This is a genomic window from Paenisporosarcina sp. P4_B8, assembly GCF_056402175.1.
Genome location: NZ_JBFUHX010000008.1, coordinates 70,032 through 82,823 on the forward strand (window position 1 = coordinate 70,032; position 12,792 = coordinate 82,823).

The following is a 12,792-nucleotide window of genomic DNA, read 5'->3' on the forward strand; positions in this document are numbered from 1 at the left end:
TCCTTTTCGCCAGATTATTTTTCCGCTCCTACTTTTTTACTTTCCTCAAATGCAGTCATTTGTGCATCGAATACCGTTAAGCCACTATCGTGAAGCTCTTTGATTCGATCGTTTATCGTTAAATAGGATTTCGGAATAACTCGCACAAATTGTGATGAGTATTTCTCCCAGTAAGTTAAAATGCGTTTGCCCAGTCCACTGCTTGTATAATCCACATGCTTTTCAATCATTGAGAAGAGCTCATTCAACTCTTCATTATTTTCAATTGGCTGGATATGAACGAGCTCCGCATTGCACTTGGATAGGAATGTTCCATCTTCGTCAAAGACATACGCTACACCACCAGACATCCCTGCAGCGAAATTGCGTCCGGTTGAGCCAAGAACGACCACTTTTCCACCCGTCATATATTCACAGCCATGATCGCCAACTCCCTCTACCACTACGTTGGCACCACTATTACGGACACAGAAACGCTCTCCAGCGACTCCTTGGATATATGCCTCCCCGGCTGAAGCCCCGTAAAAAGCAACGTTACCGATGATAATATTTTTCTCGGGTGGGAATGTGACCACTGGATCGGGATGAACGATGATTTTCCCGCCAGACAATCCTTTTCCAACAAAGTCATTCGAATCTCCAACGAGTCGAAGCGTTATTCCCCGGGGAATAAATGCACCAAAGCTTTGACCTGCAGATCCTTTTAACGTCAGACGAATGGTATCCTCAGGTAGTCCTTTTTCACCGTATCGTCGCGTGATTTCGCTGCCGAGCATTGTTCCGGTTACCCGGTTAATATTTCGAATAGCGGTTGTAAATTCGATTGGTTGTTGTTTTTCGATGGCATTTCGACAAATCGGTATCAGCTCCTGGAAATCGAGCGTTTTCTCTAAATCATGGTCTTGGTCTACTGTGTGATAGCGACCTACTTTTGCTGGCAGTTTAGGTGAGTAAAGGAGTGCAGACAAGTCGATGTCTTTCGCTTTCCAATGGTCAATCGCTTCGTTTACTTCAAGTGCATCTGTGCGTCCCACCATTTCGTTGATTGTTCTGAAACCAAGTTCAGCCATCAGCTCTCTCGTTTCAGTGGCAACAAAACGCATAAAGTTCGCGACATGTTCAGCATCCCCCGTAAATTTCTTACGCAGTTCAGGATTTTGCGTCGCAATTCCTACTGGACATGTATCCATATGACATACGCGCATCATGACACATCCTAGGACTACAAGTGGAGCGGTCGAGAATCCATACTCTTCTGCTCCGAGAAGTGTGGCCAATACTACATCTCTTCCGGTCATCATTTTCCCGTCTGTTTCCACAACGATTCGATCACGAAGTCCATTTAATAGCAAGGTCTGGTGCGTTTCAGCTAAACCGATTTCCCATGGTAGCCCTGTATGTTTCAGACTCGTACGAGGTGCCGCCCCCGTACCACCATCATATCCACTGATTAATACAAGGTCTGCTCTTCCTTTTGCGACACCAGCAGCAATTGTTCCCACCCCAACAGCGGATACCAATTTAACGCTGATACGTGCTTGTGGATTAGCATTTTTCAAATTATGAATAAGCTCGGCTAAATCCTCAATGGAATAGATATCGTGATGCGGTGGAGGTGAAATGAGTTCAACCCCAGGCGTAGAGCCACGGACTTCTGCAATCCACGGATATACTTTCTTGCCAGGCAAATGCCCACCTTCACCTGGTTTTGCCCCTTGAGCCACTTTGATTTGGATTTCATCGGCATTGACAAGGTAATGGCTCGTCACCCCAAATCGGCCTGATGCCACTTGTTTAATTGCACTTCGTCTGGAATCTCCATTTGAATCAGGTGTGTAACGGTCGATATCTTCCCCGCCTTCACCTGTGTTACTTCTTCCGCCTACGCGGTTCATGGCAATCGCCAATGCTTCATGTGCTTCTTTCGAAATGGATCCATACGACATGGCACCCGTTTTAAATCGTCGACAAATTGTCTCAACGGATTCTACCTCTTCAATCGGCACGGACTGTACTTTCTTAAATTTTAAAAGTCCACGCAATGATTGTAAGTTGGTTGTTTCATCAGTTAACAATTTCGTGTACTTTTTGAACAAGTCGTAGTTATTTGTACGGCAAGCATGTTGAAGCGTGTGGATGGTACTAGGATTGTATTGATGGTCTTCCCCGTTCGCACGGTATTGGAATTCATCACCAGCCTCCAGAGCCTGATTGTTCCCACGATTTTCGCCAAACGCCATTTCATGTCGCATAAGCACTTCTTTTTCAATCATTTGGATGCCGATTCCACCAAGCCGTGAAGATGTTCGTGTGAAATACTTCTCGATGACATCCATGTGAATGCCAACCGCTTCAAAAATTTGAGCACCACGATAACTTTGAATCGTAGAAATCCCCATTTTGGAAAGGACTTTAATGACTCCGTCTGTTACTGAATGAATATAGTTAGCTACTGCCTGGTCAAAGGACTCCATGGCGATTTCACCTTTATCCATCAGGCTTCGTACTGAATCAAATGCTAAATATGGATTGATACCTTCAGCCCCGTAACCGAGTAAGGTAGCAAAATGATGAACTTCTCTCGGTTCTCCTGACTCTATTAAAATACTAATTTTTGTACGCGTACCTTGGCGAATGAGATGATGATGCAACCCCGATACCGCGAGTAGTGCCGGAATGGCTGCATATTTTTCCGACGTGCCACGATCGGATAGAATCAACAACGTATGTCCTGCTTGAACTGCCTGGTCAGCTTTAACAAACAATGCGTCGAGTGCTTTTTCTAAATTGCATTCGTTACTTTCGCTTGATGTTGCGTCAAACAGCGTCGAGAATGTAATGGATTTAAAGCCTTCCATTTGTTGCGTTCTTAGTTTTTGGAGTTGTTGATTTGTCAGGACCGGTGTTTTCAAACGAATATGCCTACAGCTCTCTGGACCTGGTTTTACCAAGTTCCCTTCAGCACCTATCGTGGTATCGACCATCGTCACGATTTTTTCGCGAATGGCATCTATGGGTGGATTTGTTACTTGAGCAAAGAGCTGCTTAAAGTAGTTATAGAGTAATTGTGGTTTTTTCGATAAAACGGCTAGTGGGGAATCATAGCCCATGGAACCGACTGGATCTTTGCCTTCCATTACGAGGGGCTTAATGATTTTATTGAGTTCTTCTCTTGTATAGCCAAATACAAGCTGTTGTTTTAACAGTTCTTCTCCCATGTACACGGGTGGTTGTTCCACTGCTTCAGGTAAATCCTCTAAATCTTTCATATTTTTCAGCCACTCTTTATATGGCTGTTCAGAAGCAATTTGTAGTTTAATTTCTTCATCCGGAATGATTGTTCCTTTTTCCAAATCAACCAAAAGAATTTTACCAGGTGCAAGTCTTCCCTTGTATTCGATATCATCGGCGAAAATATCCAATGCGCCAACTTCGGAGCCCAGGACAATCATGCCACCCTTAGTTACATAATAACGGGCAGGTCTCAGTCCATTTCGATCAAGACACGCACAGATTTGGTTGCCATCTGTAAATACCAGTGCAGCCGGGCCATCCCAAGGTTCCATCAATGTACTGTGGTATTCGTAAAAATCACGTTTTTCTTCTTTGATGGTCTGATCATTCGACCAAGGTTCTGGCACCATCATCATAGCTGTATGGGCCAAGGAACGTCCTGATAGATGTAAAAATTCAAAGCAATTATCAAACATCGACGAATCACTGCCGTCAGCATCGATGACAGGTAATACTTTTAACAAATCTTCCTGACTGAAAAACTTCGATTCGCATAGTTGCTCACGTGCTCGCATCCAGTTGACATTGCCTCTTAATGTATTAAATTCACCATTGTGGATGGTATATCGATTCGGGTGAGATCTCTTCCAGCTCGGGAAGGTATTTGTACTAAAGCGGGAATGAACAAGTGCTAAAGCGGATTTAAATTCCGGATGATTTAAGTCGATGTAAAACGAATCAAGTTGTTCGGGGATCAGCATGCCTTTGTAGACTATAGTGCGCGTCGATAAACTACAAATGTAAACATCCTCAAAGCCCTTCACACTTGCTAACTCTTTTTCAATTCGTTTGCGAATCACATAAAGCTTTCGTTCAAAATCCATTTGATCTTTAATATCTTCAGATACTTGAATAAATAATTGCCTAATGGCAGGTTTGGTTTTTGTCGCTACTTTCCCTACAAATGAGTCGTTGATTGGAACAGGGCGCCATCCCAGAAACAGTTGACCTTCTTCAGCAATAATCTGCTCAAAAACTTCTTTGCTTTTCATGCGCAAATCGTGCTCTTTAGGTAAATAAACCATGCCAACACCATATTCGCCTTCTCTAGGCAACACGATGTTCTCCTTCTCACATTGTTTTTTAAAAAAACGATGGGGAATCTGCGTTAATATCCCAGCTCCGTCTCCTGTACTCGTGTCAGCGGATTGCCCACCGCGATGCTCCATATTGCAAAGCATGTTGATGGCATTCTGTACGATACCATGTGTCTTTCTACCGTTGATATTGGCAAGCATCCCAATCCCGCAAGCTTCGTGCTCTTGCTCAGGATTGTATAAACCTTGAGGTGCGGGATATCCAAACTTCGTCATGATAACATCTCCTTTCTATTAATCTGCTGAAAGATGTTCACTCTTTTCATGAAGGGGTTCTTCACTGTATGCACACTTTCAATTTTGGAAAGTATATCACAAAACTACATTAACACACAATTCGAATAATATTATTTATTCATTTTCTTCGATAAATATAAATGAAAACGCTGTCATTTTCTGTTCATTTTTTTATTATATGCACCATAAATGCATACATACTCGCGTTTTTCATTATCTAATGTTCTATTGTATTTTTTCTTCTAAACAGTCTTATTCATCTTCAACAACTCGATTTATGAATTAGGAGTTTAGATAGGAGAAGTTGGGTAAACTATACATATGTAAATTTCTAAGGGAGGTTAATCATGAAAACGAAAGCTAAATTTCTAGCCATGCCACTGGCAGCTGCATTATTATTAGGTGCTTGCGGTGAGGATGATAAAGCGGATGAAATTGAAGTCGAGGACCCGATGTTAGAAGACAACGGGGAAAACGATATAGGTGGATGACTTAGTCATCTAAACGAAGAGATTGAGATCTCTTCGTTTTTTTGTTATTTAAACAAATAAGCATTCCCTTAAAAAAATCCCAAGAAATTTTTGATCTAAAAAAGAGGTTAAAAAAACCGCAGGCACGAATGCCAACGGTTTCATAAATAGGTTTGTTGCCACAATAGCGGTTCGCTTTCCCAGTTCAATGAATAAATGTCCAATCTGTCCTGGGGATTTAGCCAAATAAAAGTGAAACACAGTCAGGCTCTTTTATTATGAAGGAATAATAATTGAAAAACATGTTCCCTTCCCTTTTTCACTTTTTATTTCTATATCCCCGTTTAATTCTTTAATAATTCCATATGCAATCATAGTGCCGAGCCCAGTCCCCTCCTCTTTTAATGAATAAAACGGCATGGCGATTCGCTTTATCTCCTCAGGAGACATTCCAATACCTGAATCGATAATCTCAATTACAATACTATTCTTTCTCTTTTTTACATTAATTCGTAGCATCCCGCCATTTGCCATGGCTTCAATCCCGTTTTTTATTATGTTAATTAAACACTGTTTAATTTTATCGGCATTTGCATTTATAGAAAGTGAATCATTAATACTGCTTTTGATTTCAATATTATGTAAGCTTGCTAGCGGTGAAATATTATTTATTACTTGATTGACAATTAGCCTAATATTTAACGAGTCTTTTATAACATTATTTTGTGGTTTTCCTAATGATAAATAATCGTCAATAATGAGCTGTGCCTTTTCTAACTCCTGCTGAATGACTTGTAAATACTCATCCTTATGTGTTTCCGAGATTTCATTTTTATGAACCAACTGTGTAAATCCAGATATAGTTGTTAGTGGATTTCGAATCTCGTGAGCAAAAGAGGCGGCCAATTCACTTATTACATAAAATTTTTCTGCCCTTTGAATTTTTTCTTTCATTTTATACTTTTCAATCATTCCTTCAATTAAATAAATAGAAAATAATCCCGTAAGGATATTGATTACTATATAACTGCATAAAAATTGCATACGAACATAGCCGGCCGTTCCATCTATTTTTATTTCGGTCATTATAGCAAAAACAGAAAAAGTAATAGTGCTAATAAGAATTAGCAGTGTGCCGAAGAATTTTCTCCTTTTCTCTAACTTTGCCGGTTCAACAAAATAAACTATTACAATAATAGAAACGAACAAAATAACCATAATAATAAATGATGGGAAAAAGCCGTTTCCTCCTAAGTAAAAACGGTAAGAAAGATATACAAAGGTGACAAAAATAAAGCTTCTTAAACCTCCATATAGAAAAGCTAAAAGGATAGGAATAAGCCGTAAATCATAAATATATCCCAAATGAAAACTAAAGGGGAACGTTATACAAAGAACAGTAGAAATTGATGAAAGAAAGGAAATCAATACCTTATTACGTACTTTATTACTATCTTTATCTAACCAAAATATTTGATAGCAAAAAATACAAAGGATAATAATGAATGCATTTAATAACAGTGTATGTATCCACATGCTCTATCCCCTTCTTTCCATTAAAATAAATGTCTATTAAGTATAATTAACAAAATATTATTATGATTATACATGATTTTACCCAGATGAAAAGTATGAATATTGCGAAATTTATATTAATTTTTTTAAAAAAATTATGAAAGGAGGAAATAAATAAATTCGTTAAGTAGGGGGACAGTTTAGTTCATGGGATCATCGTCCCACGCACCCGTACGTCCTACCCTGGCTACTGATATCTTAAATCCTATAAAAATAAGGTCAACCAGTAAAAACTAGTTGACCTTATAATACGAACGCACCCGTTAGCATAATAAGTTATTTATTAAATTCTTCTAATTCCTTTTCTATTTCTTCGTTAGAATACTCATACTCAGCTTCATTTTCCTTATTTCTACCACCAGAAAAAAACAATGCAAGACCTATTACAAAAACAATTATAACTAAAACTACAGTCATAGTAGGCGGATCTCCACCATCTGTCCTAGAATTTTGTGAAATAATGGCACCCGCAAGCAATGACAAACTAATTATTAAAATACCGAATAACCTATTAAATACATTTATCATTTGACTCACTTTATCCCTCCACTATTTAATTCTATTCTGCTTTGTAAAATGGCTGTGTAGGCTAAATCTCGGTTACGATGGGCTCTTTATAGCGACCACTCGCCGTAGGCTCTGATTTTGACTCTGGTCATGATAAAAAATTGCCGTACAGTATGCAACACCACGGTCGTTGAACTGACCTTCCGCATCGGTTGGATTGATTTGTTGCCAAAACAAATCATCCAATTTTCGTATGGGAAGACAGTTGGATTATATGTTATTTATACCGCTTCATAATGACCAGTTGTGTGCATGTGCACTTCTTCATATGTAGGGTTCTCAACGAGGCCACCTGTGTAACCTGAGACCACATCAAGAATACCCGTCTGCTCATCAAATGGCGACACCATGCACCAGAAACACCCGCCCGCAAACGTAGCGAGTTTCGTATGTTAGTCTCTATTTGTTTAATGGGGCACGTAATGATTGTTCCCAAATCGCCGGGTAATCCAAGTCTACGATCGGTTCGTCCTTAATTAGACGATTGCGAATACCAACTACGAGCTCATTTACACGTTCATTGTTTGCTAGGTCGACCTTCTTGTGGAAAACTCCATACAATGTATAGTCGCGCATCTTCAAGAATAAAGGCAAACGCTCAATCCATTCTAGCGGTATGGCTCTTACATTCAAATAACCTTTCAGGAAATGGGTCAATACTTCAGTGCCAAAAGCTGAGCGTGTTTCAAGCGATTCTTCTCCGTACTTCCACCACGTTGTGTAATAGACCGGTATGGCAATATCGCTCACAAAATAAAAATACATCGCATCATCGAAATCAAATACGTGAATGTCGCCGTCATGGTAGAAGAAGTTGCCAGGATGTATGTCCGAGTGAATCAAACCAAATGTTTCCTTTGTTTGTGGCAATTGTTGAATCTCCGCGACAAGATTACGATTGCCTTCAACAATTGCTTGATCTTTTACGGGATCAATATATTTGTCGAGCTCAATTAAATCATCCTGTTCCCAACTTAAACGCTCTGTCCCCGACGCTTCATAATCTTCGGTGACTAAGTGCATTTTCGCTGTAATAGCTCCCCATTTTTCAAAAAGTTCCGGCCCAAATTGAGGATCCTTCATTTTAACTGGAGTTCCAGGTGCCTTATCAAACAAGCAGACATAGAAATAAGAATCACCAACCGATAATTCTTCGACGAGTTCACCTTTTACAGACTTATGTACAAGTGACACGTTGATTCCGTGCCCGTTTAGAAAGTTAATCCACGTCAGTTCGCCTTCTACTTCCGATTTTGAACGATGCGAGGAGTGTGTCAGCCTTAATATAAATGGTTTGCCATCCCGTTTTACTTCATATACATAATTCTCGAAATCCCCTAGCCTCTTGGCGTCCGTTGCATCCGCTCCGTATCGTGTTGCCGCATCCTCCAAAACCTCTTTTGTAAAAAGATTTTCCACCCATTGTTCCATAATTATTCCCCCGTTAATCTTTATTTATTGTTGTATGAACTATCACAATTGCCATTCATGAACTTTCAGGATACATGTTTTGCAAAAATGTGATGGATTGATGGATCAACTCTTTCATTACATCCACGTCAATATCGTCTAGTTTGTTAATATACACGCAGGCTTTTCCTGACGTGTGTTTGCCAAACTTTTCGAGCAGCTGCTCACGTTCGGTATCACCCGTCGCAAAGTACAAGCTGATTTTCGCTTTGCGTGGTGAAAATCCTACGAGAGGGGCATCACCTCCATGTCCTGTCGGATATTTATAATGGTATCTACCGAATCCAATTATGCTCGGTCCCCACAGTTTCGCCTCATAGCCTGAAGTTTCTTTGAAGATGTCGAGCAATTTGTATGCATCTTCCCGCTTTTTCGGATGATCCACTCCTTCAATGAACTCAATTACACTGCGATCAGTTTCCTTCGTTTTCAATTCATATGTCATCTATGTTTGTCCTTCCTTTTCACTAAAAACATGTGTCGTCAAATCTGGTTATGTACTTCCTTTTCGATTTTACAAGTATGAAATCCTTTATTTTTGAAACATACCTTTTAGGAATCTGACAAAAGATTTCTTCTTATAGTATTTTCACGAAAACCTTTGCTACTAGAATTTCAAATGCTCTGAAGTTGAATATGGGTTATACTTTTTAATATCAAAGTGTTGAATCTTTTCTGGGATTCATCGAATTCGGCAAAGGAAGGATGATGTTGAAATGGAAGATAAAAAAAATCCGAACGACAAAGGATTAAGATTACTGTTAATTGGGCCGAACATTCTTATGTGGGTGTTATTTTTAGGACTGTTATTGTGGTTTGGACTACATTTGGAAGAAATCAAAGAAAACAATCGCTTAATTGTTTATTTAATTTTGCTTGGCGCACTGTTATTCGTTTCGATATTTGGTGCCTTTCGTAATTGGCTTTGGATTAAAGAAGGCAAAATGTAAGGTTTTCTGTATCAAACGATTGAAAACATCAAATCCCTCCAATCATTTACTGATTGGAGGGATTTTTTGTGCTTATTTTGCCTGAATGTTTAAAAACGCTCTTACTACTTTTGCATAGTCTTGAGGCTCTTCAACTCCTGGCATATGAGAGCTGTTTTCGAATACATGAAACTCGGAATCTGGAACTAAGCTCGAATAGTATTCTGTTGTATTCGGTGTTGCTTCATCATAGCGTCCACACGTAAAGAGGCTTGGTATGTCGATTTCATGCAATCTATCGGTGACATCAAAGCTTTTTAATGTTCCTGTCACGGTAAATTCTGACGCACCCCACATGTAGCCATAGATTTGATGATTGCCTTTCGACATATTTGCCAGAAGTTCTTCAGGCCAAGGCAACAATCTGCAGACATGTCGTTCATAAAATTGAATCATCGCTTGATGATACTCTGCTGAATCAGTTGTATTCTCCCGTTCGCTTCTTTCGATGATATCCTGTGATTCTTGAGGTAACTGTTTCAAGTATTCGCGCTGGTCGCGTTCCCACATGCTTGAATTAAGACACGGGCTAGAGAAAATAACACTTTTTACGCCTTTCGGTTGTTCAAGAAGGTATGCAGCGGCAAGCATAGTTCCCCATGAATGTCCGAGAATATGCACTTCATCCAATCCAAGAGCTTCTCTCACTTGAGCTAATTCTTCCACATAGCGTTCAACCGTCCATAATGAAAGATCTTCCGGACGATCTGAATTCCCACATCCCAATTGATCATAATGAATGACCGGTCTGTCGTCACCCAGTTCCCTAAGAGGATCAGATTCCCGGCTCATTCCGCCTGGTCCCCCATGTAAAACCAGCAGTGGAACTCCAGGTCCATCCCCTGTCTTTCGATAATAAACATTTCCTCCTGTAACAGGAACGAATCCTTCTGAGAGATGCTTCATGTGATAACCCCTTTTGTATTTGTTTCTGTAAAGTTACTACTATTTTTAGTATAGAACAATAGCTGCAAACGTTTTATAAGGTCTTCATGAAAAATTAACCATCAACAGTAATACACCGAGACCCGCAACCCATAGCATTGGAATCGAATTGATGATAATGGCGGTTCGTTTTCTCTGTATATGCAGAAGCCAGGAAAAAATGGAACAGAGGATAACGGCTATCGGGTAAAATCCAATCACGAGAACAAATGAAACGTTCCATACGCTAAACCCATTATCAAAACTCATAAACGACAAGCCCCAAATCACGAACCAAGGAATCAGACACAGCACATAAAAAATCTGACTGCCAATTAAAAACCCCTTCATTCTACTCTCCTTACCTATTTGAAATCTTCACTCAGCTACACATAAATTGGCCAAACGTCTAATTTCTTCACCCATCCTCTGATTGATAGGAAAAACATCTTCTAAATACTTTAATATATGCAACGCTAATTCAGGGACATGGTGATACCCTTGCATCATGTCACCAATCGTCTGTGCAAAACGTGGAAATCTTTTTTCCAAGCGTCTTTCATTGCTAAATACGTCTGGAAAGTACTCTACTTCTGGTTCAATCAAATGCAGCACATTCAGAATATTATCGATTTTTTCTGTTTTCTCAATCGCGCACTCCTCCCATATGAATAAAAAAAGGGTCCAACCACCGTATTTGTGAGGTTGAACCCAATCGTTACATAGCCTTTAGTTTTCTTAACTTGAAATTATCGTTTGTGTTGTCTCTGAAACTTCAGGATGAACAAGGGCATATTTTTCCCAAGCTCTGCTCTTCCATCTAAAATACATAATGATCCCTCGTGTCCATTCATCTGCAGCAATGGCCAACCAAATTCCTGGCAGCCCCATATTCAAATGAAAAACGAAGAGATAGCCTAAAGGCAAACTCATCAACACCATTGAAAAGACTCCTATTAGTACTGGGAATTTAGCATCTCCTGCAGCGCGCAAGGAATTGATGATGACGATATTCATTGTCCGTCCCGTTTCCAGAAGGATACTGAGCAACAGAACAGTGGACGCTATTTTGATGACTTCTGGATTATCCGTAAACAACCCGATCAGCTGATTGCGGAAAATCATAACAAGAATGACCATACATAGCGTAAAGATAAGAGCTGATTTTAAACTCTTCCATAATCGCGAATATGCTTCTTCTTTTTCATTTGCCCCGACCAATCGCCCAACGATGATAGCGGTTCCCATACCAATCGCGATGGCAAATAAGAATGTGAACATGGAAATATTCATCGCATATTGTCTGGCAGCTAAAGCTTCCGCTCCTAGATAAGTCGCATAATACAAGAAGACAATTTGACACGCTTGATACATAACTTGCTCAAACGCTGCCGGAATCCCGATGTGCAGGATTTTGCCAATGTATTCTTTGGACAGGTTAATGTAATAGTGAAATTTCACTCGATATTCCATGACTTGATAGAGTAACCAGAAGAACACAATGAGTGCAAGGAAGCGACTGATGACTGAAGAGATGGCGGCACCTTGAACCCCCATTTCAGGGAATCCGAATTTCCCGAAAATCAGCAAATAGTTACCGATTACGTGAATAATGTTCATGCCCAACGAAACATACATCGTTTGTTTGGTCCACCCGTGTACACGTATAATGGCCGCTAACGAATTAATGATGGCCTGAAGAAAGATTGCGCCTCCTACAATGGACAAATATTGTTCTGCATACGCCAATACCTCGCCTTGTAAATTCATGGCCGACATCATGCTTCGCGCAAACAACAAGTATCCAGCGCTTATTACAAGACCAATCCCAAGATTTAATGTAACGGCTAGCCCGGATATTTTTGATGCTTCGATATACCTCTTGGAACCGAGATATTGTGAAACCACAATCGCAGCACCTGTTCCGACAACTTCGAGTACTAAAATGGCAATGTGTATATATTGATTTGCTGCACCGACTCCCGATACGGCATCATCCGAAAGGGCACTCAGCATGAACGTATCTACAATTCCCATTAACATAAAAAGAAAAATTTCTAAAAAAATAGGCCATGTCAGGCTGAATAATTTCAACTTCTCCATTGGCTTGTTCTCTGCTTTAATGGTTGCCATTTTTTCACCTACTTCCCAAGTAACAATATGTTATCT

At 39.9% G+C, this 12,792-nt stretch carries 10 protein-coding genes and 1 pseudogene; 2 read left to right on the forward strand and 9 right to left on the reverse strand.

Annotated elements, in window-relative coordinates; translation table 11 throughout:
- Positions 1-14: 14 nt before the first annotated feature.
- Complete coding sequence (gene gltB / locus AC1DSK_RS09485) at positions 15-4,607, reverse strand: glutamate synthase large subunit (protein WP_477547849.1); 4,593 nt, start codon at positions 4,605-4,607, stop codon at positions 15-17.
- A gap of 368 nt (positions 4,608-4,975) precedes the next feature.
- On the opposite strand from gltB, the gene AC1DSK_RS09490 reads away from it, so the two are divergent.
- The gene (locus tag AC1DSK_RS09490) at positions 4,976-5,119 is read left to right on the forward strand and encodes a hypothetical protein (protein WP_016428866.1); all 144 of its coding nucleotides are present in this window, start codon (positions 4,976-4,978) and stop codon (positions 5,117-5,119) included.
- 255 nt (positions 5,120-5,374) lie between these two features.
- Here AC1DSK_RS09490 and AC1DSK_RS09495 read toward each other — a convergent pair whose 3' ends face one another.
- The 5 genes and pseudogenes from AC1DSK_RS09495 to AC1DSK_RS09515 all read right to left on the reverse strand — a co-directional run bounded on the left by AC1DSK_RS09495 (position 5,375) and on the right by AC1DSK_RS09515 (position 9,155).
- The gene (locus tag AC1DSK_RS09495) at positions 5,375-6,634 is read right to left on the reverse strand and encodes an ATP-binding protein (protein ID WP_477547850.1); all 1,260 of its coding nucleotides are present in this window, start codon (positions 6,632-6,634) and stop codon (positions 5,375-5,377) included.
- A 315-nt stretch (positions 6,635-6,949) separates the two neighbouring features.
- Positions 6,950-7,210 carry a hypothetical protein gene (locus AC1DSK_RS09500; RefSeq protein ID WP_477547851.1) on the reverse strand — a complete coding sequence of 87 codons (261 nt, stop codon included), beginning with the start codon at positions 7,208-7,210 and terminating at the stop codon, positions 6,950-6,952.
- Positions 7,211-7,265: 55 nt separating this feature from the next.
- A pseudogene (gene msrA / locus AC1DSK_RS09505) lies at positions 7,266-7,590 on the reverse strand (peptide-methionine (S)-S-oxide reductase MsrA); the annotation flags it as partial.
- Between the two features lie 49 nt (positions 7,591-7,639).
- The gene (locus AC1DSK_RS09510; RefSeq protein ID WP_477547852.1) at positions 7,640-8,671 is read right to left on the reverse strand and encodes a phosphotransferase enzyme family protein; all 1,032 of its coding nucleotides are present in this window, start codon (positions 8,669-8,671) and stop codon (positions 7,640-7,642) included.
- Positions 8,672-8,726: 55 nt separating this feature from the next.
- A complete protein-coding gene (locus AC1DSK_RS09515; RefSeq protein ID WP_477547853.1) occupies positions 8,727-9,155 on the reverse strand; it encodes a DUF1801 domain-containing protein in 429 nt (142 codons plus the stop codon).
- A 271-nt stretch (positions 9,156-9,426) separates the two neighbouring features.
- Here AC1DSK_RS09515 and AC1DSK_RS09520 point away from each other — a divergent pair, with 271 nt between their 5' ends.
- Positions 9,427-9,660 (forward strand): hypothetical protein, encoded by a 234-nt coding sequence (locus AC1DSK_RS09520; protein ID WP_342542565.1) that lies wholly within the window; start codon positions 9,427-9,429, stop codon positions 9,658-9,660.
- A 72-nt stretch (positions 9,661-9,732) separates the two neighbouring features.
- On the opposite strand, the gene AC1DSK_RS09525 is transcribed toward AC1DSK_RS09520, so the two are convergent.
- The 3 genes from AC1DSK_RS09525 to AC1DSK_RS09535 all read right to left on the reverse strand — a co-directional run bounded on the left by AC1DSK_RS09525 (position 9,733) and on the right by AC1DSK_RS09535 (position 12,756).
- Entirely contained in the window at positions 9,733-10,605 is an 873-nt protein-coding gene (locus tag AC1DSK_RS09525; protein WP_477547854.1) for a proline iminopeptidase-family hydrolase, read from the reverse strand.
- A gap of 396 nt (positions 10,606-11,001) precedes the next feature.
- Positions 11,002-11,229 (reverse strand): hypothetical protein, encoded by a 228-nt coding sequence (locus AC1DSK_RS09530; RefSeq protein ID WP_477547855.1) that lies wholly within the window; start codon positions 11,227-11,229, stop codon positions 11,002-11,004.
- A gap of 132 nt (positions 11,230-11,361) precedes the next feature.
- Complete coding sequence (locus AC1DSK_RS09535; RefSeq protein ID WP_477547856.1) at positions 11,362-12,756, reverse strand: MATE family efflux transporter; 1,395 nt, start codon at positions 12,754-12,756, stop codon at positions 11,362-11,364.
- Positions 12,757-12,792: the final 36 nt, after the last annotated feature.

Bases quoted from the DNA above. Each gene is read 5' to 3' on its own strand.
- gltB (WP_477547849.1), bottom strand. From the start codon at position 4,607: ATGACGAAGTTTGGATATCCCGCACCTCAAGGTTTATACAATCCTGAG.
- AC1DSK_RS09490 (WP_016428866.1), top strand. From the start codon at position 4,976: ATGAAAACGAAAGCTAAATTTCTAGCCATGCCACTGGCAGCTGCATTA.
- AC1DSK_RS09495 (WP_477547850.1), bottom strand. From the start codon at position 6,634: ATGTGGATACATACACTGTTATTAAATGCATTCATTATTATCCTTTGT.
- AC1DSK_RS09510 (WP_477547852.1), bottom strand. From the start codon at position 8,671: ATGGAACAATGGGTGGAAAATCTTTTTACAAAAGAGGTTTTGGAGGAT.
- AC1DSK_RS09515 (WP_477547853.1), bottom strand. From the start codon at position 9,155: ATGACATATGAATTGAAAACGAAGGAAACTGATCGCAGTGTAATTGAG.
- AC1DSK_RS09520 (WP_342542565.1), top strand. From the start codon at position 9,427: ATGGAAGATAAAAAAAATCCGAACGACAAAGGATTAAGATTACTGTTA.
- AC1DSK_RS09525 (WP_477547854.1), bottom strand. From the start codon at position 10,605: ATGAAGCATCTCTCAGAAGGATTCGTTCCTGTTACAGGAGGAAATGTT.
- AC1DSK_RS09535 (WP_477547856.1), bottom strand. From the start codon at position 12,756: ATGGCAACCATTAAAGCAGAGAACAAGCCAATGGAGAAGTTGAAATTA.